The 16883-nt window shown below is 55.7% G+C and carries 11 protein-coding genes; 6 read left to right on the plus strand and 5 right to left on the minus strand.

Annotation, left to right across the window (positions count from 1 at the left end):
* Positions 1 to 3: 3 nt before the first annotated feature.
* From Poly51_RS24630 to Poly51_RS24640, 3 genes are read left to right on the plus strand one after another with little or no spacing between them, the layout of a single operon-like run.
* Complete coding sequence (locus tag Poly51_RS24630) at positions 4 to 2229, plus strand: ATP-binding cassette domain-containing protein (RefSeq protein ID WP_146461089.1); 2226 nt, start codon at positions 4 to 6, stop codon at positions 2227 to 2229.
* A 21-nt stretch (positions 2230 to 2250) separates the two neighbouring features.
* Complete coding sequence (locus Poly51_RS24635) at positions 2251 to 3600, plus strand: HlyD family secretion protein (protein WP_146461091.1); 1350 nt, start codon at positions 2251 to 2253, stop codon at positions 3598 to 3600.
* Positions 3601 to 3617: 17 nt separating this feature from the next.
* A complete protein-coding gene (locus tag Poly51_RS24640; RefSeq protein WP_146461092.1) occupies positions 3618 to 5384 on the plus strand; it encodes a TolC family protein in 1767 nt (588 codons plus the stop codon).
* A 36-nt stretch (positions 5385 to 5420) separates the two neighbouring features.
* Here the strand turns inward: Poly51_RS24640 and Poly51_RS24645 are convergent, their stop codons facing one another.
* Positions 5421 to 6467: an L-threonylcarbamoyladenylate synthase gene (locus Poly51_RS24645; protein WP_146461094.1), complete on the minus strand. Its 1047-nt coding sequence runs from the start codon at positions 6465 to 6467 to the stop codon at positions 5421 to 5423.
* A 115-nt stretch (positions 6468 to 6582) separates the two neighbouring features.
* Complete coding sequence (ilvA, locus tag Poly51_RS24650; RefSeq protein WP_261344130.1) at positions 6583 to 8130, minus strand: threonine ammonia-lyase, biosynthetic; 1548 nt, start codon at positions 8128 to 8130, stop codon at positions 6583 to 6585.
* 240 nt (positions 8131 to 8370) lie between these two features.
* On the opposite strand from ilvA, the gene ppc reads away from it, so the two are divergent.
* Positions 8371 to 11148, plus strand: coding sequence for a phosphoenolpyruvate carboxylase (ppc, locus tag Poly51_RS24655; protein WP_186775786.1), 2778 nt, complete (start codon positions 8371 to 8373; stop codon positions 11146 to 11148).
* A gap of 7 nt (positions 11149 to 11155) precedes the next feature.
* A complete protein-coding gene (locus Poly51_RS24660) occupies positions 11156 to 12064 on the plus strand; it encodes a glycoside hydrolase family 18 protein (RefSeq protein WP_146461099.1) in 909 nt (302 codons plus the stop codon).
* Between the two features lie 181 nt (positions 12065 to 12245).
* On the opposite strand, the gene Poly51_RS24665 is transcribed toward Poly51_RS24660, so the two are convergent.
* Entirely contained in the window at positions 12246 to 13139 is an 894-nt protein-coding gene (locus Poly51_RS24665; protein ID WP_146461101.1) for a cobalamin B12-binding domain-containing protein, read from the minus strand.
* Positions 13140 to 13419: 280 nt separating this feature from the next.
* Here Poly51_RS24665 and Poly51_RS24670 point away from each other — a divergent pair, with 280 nt between their 5' ends.
* Positions 13420 to 14520: a sigma-70 family RNA polymerase sigma factor gene (locus Poly51_RS24670; RefSeq protein WP_246114745.1), complete on the plus strand. Its 1101-nt coding sequence runs from the start codon at positions 13420 to 13422 to the stop codon at positions 14518 to 14520.
* A gap of 150 nt (positions 14521 to 14670) precedes the next feature.
* On the opposite strand, the gene Poly51_RS24675 is transcribed toward Poly51_RS24670, so the two are convergent.
* Positions 14671 to 15180 carry an ExbD/TolR family protein gene (locus tag Poly51_RS24675; protein ID WP_246114746.1) on the minus strand — a complete coding sequence of 170 codons (510 nt, stop codon included), beginning with the start codon at positions 15178 to 15180 and terminating at the stop codon, positions 14671 to 14673.
* A gap of 635 nt (positions 15181 to 15815) precedes the next feature.
* The gene (locus Poly51_RS24680) at positions 15816 to 16727 is read right to left on the minus strand and encodes a hypothetical protein (protein ID WP_146461106.1); all 912 of its coding nucleotides are present in this window, start codon (positions 16725 to 16727) and stop codon (positions 15816 to 15818) included.
* Positions 16728 to 16883: the final 156 nt, after the last annotated feature.

The following is a 16883-nucleotide window of genomic DNA, read 5'->3' on the forward strand; positions in this document are numbered from 1 at the left end:
TAGATGACTGCAGACTCAGAATCCAACGACCAGCCTTCGGCGAACCCGTCCTCGGCTGACGAAGCGACCTACACCGAAGAAGTGCTCTACGGTGCGATCACTCGCATCGCCTCGGCACTTGGGTTTGGGATCGACCGTAGCACCGTGGACTTGTACGAAGCCAAGTTGTTGGTGCATCCCGACCGCGAAATCCCCGCATCGTGCGGCGGGTTGGTCGAGGGTTGCAAACAGGCCGGGATCTATTTGAAGCTGATCGAATTGTCGGACGTCGACGAAGTCTACGACCTGATTGGCGAAGGATTTCCCGTCGTTTCGGCAAACCAGGATGGATCGATCGCGGTGCTGGAGAAGCTTGCCGGTCGCAAGATCGATATAAGTATCGTGGGTGGTCCGGTTGCGCCTCGCGCGATCGGAAAGTCTCGCCTCCGACAGATGCTTTTCGGTTCGGAGCCGCAGGCCGTGTTTGTCGCGAAGAAAGAATTGGAATGCGACTCGTTCGCCGCAGGCGGTCATGCCGGAAAAGGCCACGGTGGCGGTGGGCATAGCGGCGGTGGGCATGGTGGCGGGGGCCACGGTGATTCGGCCCATGGCGCGCACCATCACGACCATCCCAAACCGCTGCGCCGATTCATCGGGATGCTGCAGTTGGACTTACGAGACATTCTGACCATCTCGCTGTTCGCTTTTGTCGCTGGGGGCCTCTCGCTCGCAACGCCGCTTGCCATCGAATCGATGGTCAACGTTGTCAGCTGGGGCACCTATGTGCAGCCGCTGTTGGTGATCGCGATGATGTTATTGGCGTGCTTGGGGATCAGTGGCTTTCTAAAGGTCTTGCAAACCGTGCTTGTGGAAACGATTCAGCGACGACAATTGGTTCGGATCGTTGGCGATCTGGCGCACCGGTTCCCGCGCGCAAACCGCGAATCGCTTGCCGGCGAATACCCTCGCGAGTTGGCCAACCGAGTCTTCGACATCATGACGATCCAGAAAGCAACCGCGGTGCTGTTGATGGACGGTGTCTCGATCATCTTGACGACCGTTTTGGGATTGGTATTGCTGGCGTTCTATCACCCGTTTTTATTGGGATTCGACATCGTGTTGGTGATTAGCATGATTTCGATCACCTGGATTCTGGGACGCGGCGGCGTTCGGACCGCGATTGATGAATCGATCGTGAAGTATCGGATCGCGCATTGGTTACAGGATGTGATTGCGTCGCCGTCGGCATTCAAGATCAACGGCGGCGAAGGTCTGGCCGTTTCTCGCGCCAACCGATTGGTGTCGCTCTATCTGGAACAGCGGCGCAAACAGTTTCGTGTGGTTCTTCGTCAAGTCACGTTTGCCATTGGGTTGCAAGTCATTGCGTCGACGGCCGTGCTCGGGTTGGGCGGATGGTTGGTCATCCAAGGCCAATTGACGCTCGGACAATTGGTGGCCAGCGAGTTGGTCGTCACCGTGGTTGTGGGCGCTTTTGCCAAAGCGGGCAAGTCGCTTGAGAAGTTCTATGACTTGATGGCCGGAATCGACAAGGTCGGTCACTTGCTGGACGTCCCGGTTGATCCTCGATCGTCGATCGGAGTGAGTCCCGATGGTCCGGCCAGTGTCCGTTGGGACGATCTTGAATTTCATTTCGCGACGGGAACATCAAAGATTTCAGCGACTGAAATTTCGGCGGGTTCGCGTGTCGCGATCGTTGGAGATGACGTCAGTGGAAAGTCTTCGCTGGCAAAATCTTTGGTGGGACTGGTCGCACCAAATCACGGTGTCGCCGAAGTGGCAGGATGGGACGCGGGTGACGCCGGTCGAGCCAGCGCCGGTCAAATGATTGCCTATGCCGGTGACGTCGAAGTCTTCCATTCGACATTGGCTGAAAATATCGACTTGGGTCGATCCGGGATTGGGCAAAATCGAGTGCGGGAGGTACTGCATTTGGTCGGCCTTTGGGAGGATGTCTTGCGACTTCCCGATGGCATTCAAACCAAGTTGCAATCCAATGCCTATCCGCTCAGCCGCACCCAGTCTGAGAAATTGATGGTGGCAAGAGCGATCAGTAGCCATCCAAAACTATTGGTCATTGACGGGATTCTCGATCACCTTGACGCAGACTCTCGCGACTCGCTTTTCCAAGTCCTGGCCGATCCGAATGCGCCGTGGACGCTCGTCATCGTGACCAATGATGACGCGTTGGCTTCTAAGTGCGACCAACAAATATCCGTCCGAACAAATTGATGCACCGGAATTGAACCTGACATGCCGAATTCAACCGAATTGGTTTCCGACTTTCCTGCGTTGCAATTGGTGCGAACCGGACGCTTCATACGAACGTTGGGGCGTTTGACGTTTTTCCTTTTGACGATCTCGATCGTCGCGATGGTTTTCGCGCCGTGGCGGCAAACAGCGCGTGGCACGGGATCCGTCGTGGCCATCGATCCCCAGGACCGCCCCCAACCGGTGATGAGCCCTACGAAGGGAGTGATCCGATTCGTGCGACCCGACTTGCGCGAAGGCAGCTATGTCGAGAAAGATGAACTGCTGATGCGATTAGCGCCCTTTGCTGAAGGCGGCGTATTGCAAATCGATACGCAGATTTTCGCAATCGACCAGAAACGGGAAGCAGCCGAACTTAGCCTTTCCGTCGCCGAGCAAGCGGAGCAATTGCAGCAAGCCAGCGGACTCAACCTGACCGAATCACTGAACCAGGACTATCGCGCCGCGAATCAGAAATGGGAACAGGCGAAGAACGAAGTGCAGGCGATGCAAGCTGAATTGAATGATAAACGCAACCAACTTCGCATCGCCGAAGCCGTTGCCAGCAAAGGCTTGATTCCGCAGGAAGAGTTATTCTCCAAAAGACAGGCTGTTGAAGGCCAGCAAGCCAAGGTGTTCAAAGCAGAAAGTGGCGCCGAGGAAGCGTACGCGGCCCTGAAGTCGAAAGAGGAAGAGATCGAATCGAAAAAGCGTGACATCGACATCAAAAACCGCGAAGCCAATCAAAAGGTTCTCGAATCCATCCAAAAGTTAAGAACGATCGAGAAAGAAGCGATCGATTTGGAAACCAAACGCGACGAATTCGATCGACTGGACATTACCGCGCCCCGGTCCGGCTTCATCCAGCAGTGGAGCGGATTGGTGGGTAGCGACGCGATCAAAGAGGGAGATCAGTTGTTCACCATCGTGCCGGACACGGACGAATTGGGCGTGGAAATGAAAGTGACCGGCAACGACATGCCGCTGATTCATGAAGGCGATCGTGTACGACTGCAGTTTGAGGGATGGCCGGCCGTCCAGTTCGTCGGATGGCCTTCGGTGGCAATCGGAACATTTGGCGGTAAAGTCAACCGAGTCTTCCCAACCGACGACGGGAAGGGTAATTTCAGAGTGTTGATTGTTCCAGAGGAACCGAATGGGCAAGAGAATGCATGGCCGGATGACCGATACCTTCGTCAGGGAGTGCGTGCCAACGGTTGGGTGCTCTTAAAGCAAGTTCCGCTCGGTTACGAAATATGGCGTCAACTCAATGGTTTTCCGCCGGTCATCGCCAACGACGAACCTGGAAAATCGAAAGACAAAGGCGGAAAAGTAAAGCTGCCCAAAGGGTAGTTTTGCATCGGCTTTGGATGGCGCGTTTGGTCGCCGGGTTCGTCACCACAATCGCGACATATTCGCCTTCCGCCGTTGTCGCACAGACGCCCCCAGAGCAACCAGCCTGGGTTTCGTTTCCGGCACTGTTCGTCGCACAGCAGGAAGTCGCTGAACCGATTGTGCCTGAGGGCGACGCAGCGGTTCCCCAGATTCCGAATGACCCAGAATCTGCGGCGGTTTTGGATAGCGAGCCGACGTCGTCACCGCGATACACGCCGGATCCAGATGCCAGTTCATCAGGCGAAGCCGCGGTCACGCGAGGCGAAGGCGATCTAAGGTTGGCAGACGTCATCGCCAGCCTGTACCGCGACTACCCATCGATAGCCGCCGCACGCCAACAGAATGCGTTGGCGAACGGCTTATTGGTCGAAGCCTATGGCGCCTTCGACACCAAACTGCAGGGCTACTCGCTGAACGAACCGGTTGGGTTCTACCAGAACTATCGACATGGCATTGGCGTGGCCCGTGATACGTGGTGGGGAGGCTACGTTTCGGCTGGCTATCAAATCGGACGTGGTGAATTCGAGCCTTGGTATCAGGAACGTGATACCAACGATGGTGGCGAATTCAAAGTCGCGATCGTGACGCCGCTGCTGCAAGGACGGGCCATCGACCCGCGACGTGTCGCCGTCTTTCAAGCATCGATCGATCGCCAGATGGCCGAGCCTATCGTTCAGCAATCGATCCTGGACGCTTCTCGCGACGCCGTCAACGCCTATTGGCAATGGGTTGCCGTCGGTGCGATGGTCGAAGCGCAGCGCGAACTCTTGAAGTTGGCAGAACTGCGAGGCGAACAATTCGAAGTCGGCTTCGAGGCGGGCAAGTTTGCCGAAATCGATCTGATTCTTAACCGGCAATTGATCGCCGAGCGACGCGCGAAGGTACTGGAAACGGAACAGAAGTTTCGTTCCACAGCATTCAAGTTGTCGTTGTACTTGCGAAACGAAACCGGCCAACCGTTGGTGCCACCGGATAGTTGGTTGCCGATGCACTTTCCGGTCATCGAATTGCCCGAGCTGAACGATTTCGAATCCGACTTGGCCGCGGCGCTGGCACGTCGCCCCGAGCCGCGACTGCTGCAGCTAGAGATTCGACAGATCCAATTTGATCGTCAATTGGCTTGCAATCAAATGCTGCCGCGACTGGATTTTGTTGCCGATGGTTCGCAAGACATGGGAGCGGCCGCATCCTCAAAGAGAGACAAAGGCGACTTTGAATTGGTCATCGGCATTCAAGGCGAAGTACCGATTCAGCGGCGCAAAGCACGCGGGAAGATTCAATCGACAACCGCCAAAATCTTTCAATTGAACGAGAAGCTTCGGCTTCAGCAGAACCGAATTGGCGCCGAACTGCAAACGGCTTACAACGCGCTAGTGTTGTCTTCCCAAGTCGTCGAACAGGCCGAAATTTCACTGCGGGCCGCCTTCGATTCGCTGGAAAGGTACCGGTTTGCTTTTGAGCGTGGAAAGATCGACTTGATCTACTTGAACCTGCTGGAATCGAAAGCTAACGAAACAGAAATCAAGCTGGTCGAAGCGCAACAGCGCTGGTTCGCAGCCCTGGCCGACATGCAGCTTGCGCTCGGTCTCGATCCTCTGGATCAGGCGATGATTGTGTCACAGTTGCCCGCATCAAGTCGGCCCGGCCCACGCAATCTGCCGCCGGCCAAGGACCTAAAACTTGATCAGTTCGAAGAAGACTGGAAGATGCACACCCAGCCTCGCGGAGCGGACGCCGAGTGATTGACGAAGCAGGTTCCACAACCAGGAGCCATCGCTTCAATGTTCCGAAGTGTCGCCTTCGCAGTGCCCCGCCGCCGCGCGATGGATCCGATCCATGATGGCTCGCCCAAGTCCCACCGGTTCGCATTGATCGATCAGAATGACTTGCAGTCCGGATTGATCAAGCCGGCGCAGCGCCGCGAAAAGATTGTGACTGACTTCGGCAAGGACACCGTTTTGGCTGAGCGTTTCGACGCGTTCATATCGCGATGCAATTTCCGACGTCAGTGCGCGAAACGCGATCCTGCCCGTTCCGGGCGGCACAACCGAATTGACTTCGTCGTCACCAATCAATCGCAGCGGCGTTCGCGGTGAATAATGTTCGCGCATCGTTCCGGGCGAAATGAACGATGGATCGCTTTCGGACTTGTCGTTGTCGACGACGATTAAATCTGACACCTCGACCTTCAACCGGCTGGCCAGATCTTCCGCGCAAATCGTGCCGGGACGCAGGAGTCGCGGCCCCCTTTCATCGAGCAACAGGATTGTCGACTCAAGCCCCAGGTCGCAGGGGCCTCCGTCAAGAACCAGGGCGACATCATCTCCCAATCCCGATACGCAATGGTCCGCGGTCGTCGGGCTGACATACTTCGATTTGTTGGCGCTGGGTGCCGCGATCGGAAACGGACACCGTCGCAGTAGTGCCGACGCAACCGGATGTGACGGCACACGAACGGCAACCGTGTTTCGACCAGCCGTGACCAGCGATGGGATTCTTTCGTTCACCGGCAATACCACGGTAAACGGTCCTGGCCAAAGATCGACCAACGAATCGAGTTGCTTTTGCAACGGCCTCGACAATGGCATCCGAACCGCCCGCCCGATTTCGTCGGCCGAAGCAACGTGGACAATCAAAGGATTGCTCGAGGGTCTTCCCTTGGCCAAAAAAATCTTGGCAACGGCATCCGCATCCCAAGCATTGGCGGCCAAACCGTATACCGTCTCCGTAGGAATCGCCACCAGTTCGCCGCTGCTTAGCAATTCGCAGGCTCGATCAAGCGAATCATCGTTGGCCGGCAGGATGGTCGCTCGGATCGGTACCATTGGCGGAACAAACAGCGTAGAAAGGCAAGTGAATTGAAAACGCAAGGACAAGGCTACTGACTATCGTAGGCCAGCGCCGCGCCACGCGACAGCATCGAGACGACAATTGCGTCGTTCATCGCAAGAACATTTGGTAGACGGGATTTTGCGTTTCTTCGACGCATCGATAACCAATTCGACCGAGAAACTCTTCCAGCACGTCTTGCCCACTTCGCCCCATCTGTACGCCAACAAGAATGCGCCCGAAATCGGCGCCCTGATTTCGATAGTGAAACAGGCTGATGTTCCAATTCGGTGGCATGCAGGAAAGGAATCGCATCAAGGCACCCGGTCGCTCCGGAAACTCGAAACGGAACAGACGCTCGGTATCGGTTTCCGCCGTTAACGGGCTTCGACCGCCGACCATGTATCGCAGATGTTCTTTCGACAATTCATCGTCGACCAAGTCGATCGATTCGAAACCGGCATCGGCGAGCGTCTTTTGGATCGTACGGGCTTCATCGCGTCCGTCGGTCACCAATCCGACCAACACATGAGCTTCGCCGTGACTAGAAAAGCGATAATTGAACTCCGTGACACTGCGATCGCCTATCGCTTGGCAGAGATCTTTGAAACTTCCGCGCTCTTCGGGGATCGTTACCGCCAACAACGCCTCGCGATCTTCGCCGACTTCGGCCCTTTCAGCAACAAATCGCAACCGGTCGAAGTTCATGTTCGCGCCGCAGGTGATCGCGATCAGGCTTTCGTCTTTCAGGTTGTGAAGGGCGGCGTACTGTTTCAGCCCTGCGATGCCGATCGCTCCGGCCGGTTCAAGGATGCTGCGTGTGTCTTCGAAGGCGTCTTTGATCGCTGCGCAAACGTCGTCGGTGTCGACGACAATAAAATCGTCGACCAATTCGCGAGTCAATCGAAACGTCTCTTCGCCGACAACCTTCACGGCGGTTCCGTCGGAAAACAATCCAACTTCGCCAAGCGAAACGCGTATTCCCGCTTTTACGGAACGGATCATCGCATCAGAGTCTGTCATTTGGACACCGATGATGCGAATATCGGGGCGGACGGCTTTGACGTAAGCGGCAACACCCGATATCAATCCGCCGCCGCCGATCGCAACGAACAGAGCATGTATCGGATGTTGATGCTGACGCAGGATCTCCATCCCGATCGTTCCTTGGCCTGCGATCACATCGGGATCGTCAAACGGGTGAACGAAAACCAATTGGTCGCGCTGGGCCAGGACCATCGCGTGGCCATGGGCCTCGGAGTAGCTCTCGCCGAAAAAAATGACGTCACCGCCGAGTGCTTTCACCGCATCGGACTTCAATTTCGGCGTCGTGACGGGCATCACGATGGTTGCGCGGCATTCCAACCGCGCTGCGGCCAGCGCGACCCCCTGGGCATGATTGCCAGCCGAAGCGCACACGACACCGCGCGCCCTCTGATCGGGCGACAACCGAATCATCTTGTTGTACGCCCCGCGCAGCTTGAAACTGAAGACAGGCTGAGTGTCCTCGCGTTTCAGCCAGACGCGATTGCCCAGTCTTGAAGAAAGCTTTGGAGCAATCTCGAGCGCAGACTCAATGGCGACGTCGTATACCGGAGCTGTGAGGATCCGTTGCAAATAGTCGAGAAGTGTGTTTTCCATCACTGCTATTTTCGCCACCCGCGATGCTTCCGCAATGGTGATCCGTGCGGAAAACCGCCGATCTTAGTCGACGAAACTCGTACCGTCTGGAAATCACGTCTCGAAGTCGGGGGTGTCAGGTGCCGCCAGCGGCGTTTGTGGTCAAAACAGACGACGCTAGTAATGCGCCCGACTTGCCTTTTGGCCGCGTCAAAAGGAAACTGCAGTTCCGTTCGCCCATGCAAGCTACATCTTCCCGCCACAATCTTGGATAGTGAAATGCCAACCGAGTCGAAATCGTCGGAACGCCTACGTGATGAAATCGCCATGTTGGGGCATCTGCTGGGCGAGACGATTCGCGAGGTCGCGGGCGATAATGCACTTTACATCGTGGAAGATTTGCGTCGGTTGGCGTGGGACAATCGCACCGGCCAGCCCGCCGCAGCGAGTCGGCTGAGCGGATCGATCGCGTCGTTGAAGCCGCCCCAACTTCGCGTGGTCATTCGAGCCTTCAGTATATTCTTGGATTTGTTAAACCTGTCCGAGGACCGCCAACGCGTCCGAGTGCTTCGGGCACGAGAGCAAAATACATTGGCGAGCGAACGGGGCGAAACGATCGCCAGCGCGATGATGCAATTGAAAGCAGCCGGTCGGACGGAAGGCGAGATCCAGCACCTGTTGGATCAACTGCACGTCGAATTGGTGTTCACGGCGCACCCCACCGAAGCGAAGCGACGAAGCGTCAGAAGCAAGTTGAAGACAATTCGCGAACTGTTGAGCGAACATGACGTCGAAACACGGCCGGACAAAATCGCTCGTATTGAACGGTTGATTCAAACGGAGCTGGCAAAGCTGTGGCAGACCAACTTCATTCGCCCCTGGCGACCGTCGGTGATTCAAGAGGTCCAGCGCGCGCTTTCGATCAAGCCCATCCTGTGGGAAGTCGTGCCGCAAAACTTGAGCGAGCTTCGTCAGTCGCTTGCCGAGGCCTACCCCGGTCACAAATTCAAAATCAAACCGTGCGTCACGTATGGTTCGTGGATCGGCGGCGACCGCGATGGGCACCCGGGTGTTACGGCGGAGGTTACCGAGCAAACATTTCAGTGGCTAAGAGAAGCCGCGTTCGAATTTCATTCGTCCACCCATCATGATTTGTATGACTCGTTGAGTTTGTCGGATTTGCAAACGACTTGGGGACATGATTTGGGCCAACGGATCACCGAGGCGGTGGTGCGATGGCCGGAAGTGGAGGCGCGCATTTCAAAAATCCCACCCGATGAACTGTGTCGTCGTTGGCTATCCGTCATGAAATGGCGACTCGACAAGACGGCAAAGATCGCACTGGGCGGCGAGCCCGTCTTTGGCAGCTACGCGGATCCAGACGAGATGATCGAAGACGTCGACGCGTTGCTTGAATCGGTCACCAAGTACCCGGGCGGTGATCTATTGGCGGAAGAAGTCAACGTTTGGCGAGATCAGATCGCGGCGTTCGGTTTCCATTTGACGTGTTTAGATGTGCGCCAAGATGCGAGACAGTATCGCGGTGTCATGAACGAAATCCTTGCCGCATGCGGATTGGGCGCCAGCGCCGAGGCCGTGGATGCTCTCGACGAAAAACAGCGTCAGAAACTGTTGATCGAATCGCTCGATCGAGACTTGGTTTTTGGCAAAGATCCGATGGATGCGGCGACGCTGTCGCCGGAAGCTCGTGATACGTTGGAATTGTTTCGCGTTTTGCACCAAGTGATGCGATCCTATGGTCAACGTGCGATCGGCGAACACGTCATCAGCATGACGCAGACGCCCAGCGACGTGCTGACGGTCCTTTGGTTGTGGCGTCAAACAGGAAAGAATTTTTCCGATTGCGACGAGTACAAAACGCGATTGCCGATATCGCCATTGTTCGAAACGATCGAAGACCTGCAGAACGGACCTGCGATTTTGAAGGACCTGTTTGCCATTCCCGAATACCGCGATCACATCACGGCCCAGGGAAATCAACAACCGGTTATGCTGGGGTATTCCGACAGCACGAAAGACGGCGGCTATCTGTCGGCATGTTGGTCCCTGTACCGGGCACAGCAGCAGTTGCAGTGCGTTGCGTCAGAGCTGGGCGTTGAGCTGACGTTTTTCCATGGTCGCGGAGGATCGCTGGGCCGAGGGGGCGGACCGACCGCGCGAGCGATTCGGTCGTTGCCCGTCGGCACGTTCCGCGGTGCGTTGCGATTGACCGAGCAAGGCGAAGTGTTGGCGGATCGTTACGACGACAAGCACATCGCCCATCGACACCTCGAACAAGTCGTTTGGTCGTCATTGCTGGCCGGCGGCGATCCGCCGACGGCTGACCCGAACGAGTGGACGGACATGCTAGACGGGATGGCGAAACAATCGTTCGCGCATTACCGCAAGTTGATCGAACAGCCCGATTTCGTTCGCTTCTTTCGGCTGGCAACTCCGGTTGATGAAGTCGAACAACTGCCGATCGGCTCGCGTCCGTCGCGACGACGCGGGGGTGCCAGCCTATCGGATTTGCGAGCGATTCCGTGGGTGTTCTCTTGGACGCAGTGTCGATGCTTGATTCCCGCCTGGTACGGATTGGGCACCGCAACGGCGACGGTGCTGGAAACGCCCGGTGCTGTTGAGCAGTTGCAAGCGATGTACAAGCAATGGCCCTTCTTTCAAGCAACCATCGACAACGCAGAGCTGGCAATCGCGAAATCCGACATGGAGATTTCAGGATACTATGCGTCGTTGGCGGACCAGAGCGAGAACCTGAAGACGATCAGTGAAATGATCAAAGACGAACACGCGCGGTCGCTGGGTGCGATTCTGCACATCACCGGGCGCGAGTCTTTGCTGGCGGGAACGCCTTGGTTGAAGGAATCGATCCGAGTTCGAAATCGTTACATCGATCCGCTGAACTTGATCCAAGTCGAACTTCTCAGCCGGTTGCGAGCTGGATCACAGGACCCAGACGACGAGAGCCAAAAAGAACTGCAACACCTGGCAAGGCTTTCGATCAACGGTCTCGCGTCGGGGATGCGGACGAGTGGCTAGGGCGACAATGCGATTGCTGCTCTTGATCGGTTACGGGATTATCGCGGTGACGACGCGAGCCGAGGATCATGCTGTCGTTGGTTACCTTCCCGATTACCGAATCGATGCATGGTTGGGTGATCCGGGGCCGGTCACTGACCTTGTCTATTTCGGGCTGCAACCGAACGAAGATGGCACACTCAGCGATGATGTGATCAGTGATAAAGTTGTCGAAAAGCTTCGACGAATCAAAAGCCGATCGAGTGTCACGCTTTGGTTGACCGTGGGCGGCTGGGGACGATCGACGGGCTTTTCAAAGCTGGCGGCTGATCCTGCCGATCGGAAACGTTTCATCGACGCTTTGCGCAGACTTTGCTTACGAACGGGTTTTGACGGCGTCGATTACGACTGGGAACATCCACAGAATGACGCCGAGTCTCAGTCGTATTCAGCCTTGATTTGCGAAACGAAAAGTACGCTGGGCCCCATCGGATTGCGGGTCTCGGTCGCGCAGGCGGGATGGCAGGATTTGGGTGCCGCAACTTACCGATGCCTCGATCGCGTTCATTTGATGGCCTACGATCATGATTTCCCACAAGCGACTCTGGAGAAAGCGAAAGAAGACGTCCAGAAGCTCATCGACTTTGGGTGTCCCAGATCAAAAATCTGCTTGGGCATCCCTTTCTACGGTCGCAACGCAGCAAGGCAGTCGCGAACCTATGCGGAGCTGACGTCTGCGGGCGCCGTGAATTCCAAGGTATCGACGATCAACGGGTTCGCATTCAATTCCGTCGGCGATGTTTGCGAGAAGGTTGGATACGCGAGTCGCGAGGGATTGGCCGGAATCATGATTTGGGAGATAACGCAAGATTCGAACGGGTCGCTATCGTTGCTTGACGCGATCGAGAAGGAATACGCAGCGCAACCGCGACGTTAACGGTGGCCGCGACGAATCGAGCTACCGATTTGATGTCGGCCGTCTTCCGTTCCGCGAAAGTTCGCTTCCGAAACATGGTTTCGCGGGGCGAGAGCGAACCAGTGATTTCCGAAAAAGAACGGATAGGCCGTTGACGACTTACGCTACAGCTTCGGCCCGTACAACGCGTTGCCGTGGAAAGCTAGTTTCCAGCGAGGTCCAACAGCATTACCGCCGCGAGAGCGGACAACTGCTGCAGGTTGTCACAGTGGGCCGTGTATCGCATCCGTGAACGAATCGAGTCCGTCAACGCGCGGCCGCCCATAATCAGCGTAACATCGTCGTTCAACTGACCGGCAAACCGAACTTCTTCGGCAACGAACGTCGTGGCATTGGAGATCGACGAAACGCTCATCCAAACCAACTTTGCATCATGATCGAATGCCGCCTGACGAAAACTCTCTAGCGGCAGATCACTGCCAAGGTTGATCGTGTTCCAACCCGATTCCCGCAGCGCCAAGTCGACGAGCGCCGTCGGAACTTGGTACGGGTCACCAGATGGTGTTCCACCTATGGCGGTAGGAGCCGACTCACTGCAGGAAGGCAATTCTGATTTCATTTCGTCAATCAAGCGTATGCAAATTGCGCATGCACGTCGCTCTTGGTAGGGATCCACTTCCTTGGATTTCCAAGCATCTCCCATTTCATGCATGGCTTCGGTGACCAAACCGCCGACTACTTCGGATCGACTGCCCCCGTCCTGAAGCCGCTTCCTCAATAGTCGGCGGCAACCGGCTTCATCGCCGACAGAAATCATTCGGCAAAAATCGGCCGAATCGGACGTCGACTCGCCCGGAATGGATTGGCAGCGAGCAACGCCCAACATCGGAAGTCCGAGTACTTCCGGCGCCACCAAGGCTCGCCCCGATGTCCGCAAATAATGCTGCAAGCCGTCCAGGGTGATCCTGCGATGGCCACCCGCTGTGCGAACCGTTGGAATCGCGCCCGAATCACACCATCGCTTTACCGACGACTCACTCGATAAAAGAGCCTCGGAAATCTGCTTGGGCGAATATTGCGGCTGGTGAGCGGCCATGGGTCCCCGACTACTAAATGAACGTTTTGAATGCTTTATTCGTTTTGCGAGTATAGCTGCCAAGACAAGACATGTTGCGAATCGAGTAAAAAAACGGCCAAAAAACGATAAAGAACGACTCTTTTCAATGTTTTTACGATTTTCATCGACGGCAACCATTGATGAGCAGCCTCCCCGCCGATATAACTACATGGACGTTTTGGACCCCTAAAACGTCCACTCGCCTCGCGGATCATTCCGCTGGCGATCCAAGCCTCACTCTCGCGAAGGAATCTTTGAAATGCCTACGATCATGACTGAGCCATCGGCAATCCAGCCTCCCTCCTCCGAAGCTGTCGCCAAGCGATCTCTGGCAGGAGAGCCGGCGAAGACGGCATCGGACATCCCCGCAAGATTCCCCGGGTGGCTCAAGTCACCCGAACTCGCCGTGGCGAACCGAGATGTCGACCAGATTCTTTCGTCATTGAAAGGATTGGATACGGACGAACTGAAAGTCAGGACGAAGTCGTGGCTGAAGCGAGAAATCGGCTTCATGACCAACCCTTCCTTCTCCAGTCGCGGCGCAGGTCGGGTAATGTTTGGCGACGCTCTGGAACTAGCCCCGCGAAAGAGCGAACTCGGCTTAGCCGCGCTGCGAAAAAGCGGAGTCGATTTGCCGATTCACCTCAGCCGTTTATGCGAGGCAGCTCTATTGAAACCGGAACAAGAGGTGATGCTGTTTCGCCGTATGAACTTTTTGCTGCACCAAGCTTCAGTGCATCGAAGTCTGCTTAATAGCGATCGTCCGTCGCGAATCAGACTGGAATTGGTCGAAAGGTTCGTTGCCCTGGCCGAATGGCATCGCGACCGAATCGTCGAAGCTAATCTGCGTCTGGTCTTTTCGATCGTTAAGAAGTTCGTGAATGCCAATAACACATTTGACGATTTGTTGAGCGATGGGATCGTGGGTTTGATCCGCGCGGTCGAGAAGTTCGACTTTGATCGTGGCTTCCGGTTCAGCACTTACGCGACCCAAGTTGTTCGCAGGAATTCGTACCGCACGGTCGTGCTGAATCAACAGGATCGCCAACGGGTCATCGGCGGCTTGCAAGATATGGATGTCGAGATTTGCGAAGAAGATCGTTCGTCCGCTATCAGCGAAAAGCGTTGGCACGAACTGAGAAGCCGAATGGCTGTGATGCTGGACGACCTGGATCGTCGCGAGAAGCTGATCATTCGTGCGCGGTTTTCACTCGGTTCACATAGCAAGGTACATACCTTGCAATCCCTGGCCGATCGCCTTGGTATTTCCAAAGAACGGGTTCGCCAACTCGAACGCCGCGCAATGGAGAAACTGCGTGACATGGCGAGCGACATTCAGTTCGCGCCGCTGGACGCGTAGCATCTGAAAGTCACGACCCCATTCGCCCAAGCGAAAGAATATCTTGCCACCTCCAGCGGCGTCTGAATCGGGGCGCCATTAATCAGGGCCAGATTCTAGAACCGGCCATTCCCGTAGACGAGTGGCTGGCCCTTACAAGCGAATTGGCATTCAATCGAGGTGAAAAAATTGCGATACCTGCATCTGGGAGTAGCCCGCGATGGTGCCGGCGTCGAGGCAGTCGACGAGTGACTTTAGTTTTGCGTCTTCGTGAACTCTCACGATTAACCGCATGTCACCGCTCGCTCCCACCATTGCATCGCTAAGCGAACCGAGCAGACTCTGCTTACTTGGCGTCTCACGTTCCCAGTTCGGTCCCAGCAATAAAAAGTTGCCGCGATCATCGATCTGGACTTCGACGGACTCGAGTTGATCGACGGTCATAGGATCAATGCTCGGACTTGGCGCGTCGGATTGTTGCCGCGGCATTTGAATTGATTTCTGCAGACTAAACGAAGCCGTCACCATAAAAAAGATCAGCATTAAGAACGTGACGTCGACCATCGGAGTCATATCCAATTCGCTGCCGTCGCAATTTGGTCGCTTGGGTGAATCCATCTTCGTTTCCAACAGTCGAACACCAGCAGCACTAGCCAACATCAACGCCTCGCGTTTCGTCATAGAGTCTCGCACCCGATCCAGAACCAAGACGGGCGGGACACTCCGGTAGACCATCTCAATGAATGACCGCCGTACAGAACAGATACACGACAAATTCAGCGGCCGGCGAACAACTGACGTTCGCTCACGAACAGATTCCAGCAAATAGCGGCTCAAACATCATTTCGCCGAATCACTCGACTTACACGCGCGCACGATCAACTCCTCAAAACAGCCATGTCGAACGAGTTGATCTGATTCGCCCTAGATCAGGAGGACAGGCTTGAGCGAACGCCTACTCCCACCGGCTTTTGACCGACCACCCGCCACGGCATGTCCTGCAGCGAACACTTCGACCAATCTAGGATTGTCGCTTCGCAATCATCACTCCGCTTGCAAAGAGCGGCAGGTTCAAAATGGACACGAGACGTGCCTAAGTGGTTCCCTTGAAAGCACTCCATGGCACGCTGGTAGTCGAGCCAGACAAGCCGAGCAACGCGGAGTAGTTTGAACAGATCGACAAGCCGTCAGGACTTTCGGCAGGCTTCGAAAGGGAACTCCGCGACGCAGCTGGATTCGCCTCAGCCCGGTGATTCGTTAGACGCGCTGAAGTCTGGCGACTGATGAAACCCGTAAGACTCAAATTGGTCGAAGATCTAATTCGATTCCAGATTCAGACCTAGTTTTTCAAGGTCCGCGACACGCTTCGACCAATCGATTTGGCAGGGCTCGCCAATGGGTTGGTCAAAACTGTAGACGCCCAGCGACAAAGTGCGAATTCGGTCGTGGCGCACTTGCTTGTCGACCAACGGCATAGACGACGATTGGTCGTGCTGGGCTTCCAGTTGTTGCTGCTCGACTTCGGCGAGCCACGCAATCGCGATGCGGTGCAGTGCGACTATCCGGAACCAATGCCAAGGCTTTTCGACCGAGACGCTTTGCCGACACCATTTCCAATCTGCGAACCGCCCCAAATCATCAGGGCGAATCAGGAAACAACGCACACACTTTTTACGGACCACCGTTCGATCCTCGCACGTCATTGCGAACAGCCAGGGTTCGCGGGGTATCGACGTAACGGCGAACAGACCGGCGATGTGCCCCATCGCGTCGTTGACCAGTTCAAAACCAAGAGTCCCTTCCGTCCTTAGAATGGGGTCGGCGAGCGTGCAACTGTTGGCCGCTTTCTCAACGGCCTCCCGCACGGCAATGTTGTCGTACAGATCATTCAGTGTCGTCTTCGGAGCTAAGTTACGAAACAACAGCACCCAACGCTGTGCTGTCGGATCATCGGCATGCGTCGCGGTTGCCTCGGAGTTGTCGGCGGACGAGACATCGCCACTGTGACCAGGATTGGATTGCGTGCCATCGGGCGACAAATGATGCACTTGAAACACGAAGTCGTCAGAGTCACCGGATTGCAGACGCTGGATCGCATTGAGCCGACGCCGAAACAACAAGAACCAACTGACAAAAATTCCCGCCAGAAAGCCGCCTGCCTTCCCAATGAACTCAGGGAGCAATCGCTCCCACTGCAGCGTCATGAGCCAGTCGATGAAAGGTTGCAAATTTCTATCCATCCGTTGGTGAGGGAGTCGCTGACACACGAAGACCGAGATTCGCTAAGCGTCAAAAAACCACGTTGCCAGTGCAATCCGCCGATAGCCAACAGCAAGGTAAATGGGCACAGCGAATCGAGGGAAATTCGCTTTAACTGGAACGAA

Origin of the sequence: Rubripirellula tenax (assembly GCF_007860125.1) — a bacterium.
In the GTDB taxonomy this organism is placed as follows: domain Bacteria; phylum Planctomycetota; class Planctomycetia; order Pirellulales; family Pirellulaceae; genus Rubripirellula; species Rubripirellula tenax.

Excerpts from the sequence above, each read along its gene's own strand:
- Poly51_RS24630 (WP_146461089.1), top strand. The coding sequence starts at position 4 with ATGACTGCAGACTCAGAATCCAACGACCAGCCTTCGGCGAACCCGTCC.
- Poly51_RS24635 (WP_146461091.1), top strand. The coding sequence starts at position 2,251 with ATGCCGAATTCAACCGAATTGGTTTCCGACTTTCCTGCGTTGCAATTG.
- Poly51_RS24640 (WP_146461092.1), top strand. The coding sequence starts at position 3,618 with ATGGCGCGTTTGGTCGCCGGGTTCGTCACCACAATCGCGACATATTCG.
- Poly51_RS24645 (WP_146461094.1), bottom strand. The coding sequence starts at position 6,467 with ATGGTACCGATCCGAGCGACCATCCTGCCGGCCAACGATGATTCGCTT.
- ppc (WP_186775786.1), top strand. The coding sequence starts at position 8,371 with ATGCCAACCGAGTCGAAATCGTCGGAACGCCTACGTGATGAAATCGCC.
- Poly51_RS24660 (WP_146461099.1), top strand. The coding sequence starts at position 11,156 with ATGCGATTGCTGCTCTTGATCGGTTACGGGATTATCGCGGTGACGACG.
- Poly51_RS24665 (WP_146461101.1), bottom strand. The coding sequence starts at position 13,139 with ATGGCCGCTCACCAGCCGCAATATTCGCCCAAGCAGATTTCCGAGGCT.
- Poly51_RS24670 (WP_246114745.1), top strand. The coding sequence starts at position 13,420 with ATGCCTACGATCATGACTGAGCCATCGGCAATCCAGCCTCCCTCCTCC.
- Poly51_RS24675 (WP_246114746.1), bottom strand. The coding sequence starts at position 15,180 with ATGACGAAACGCGAGGCGTTGATGTTGGCTAGTGCTGCTGGTGTTCGA.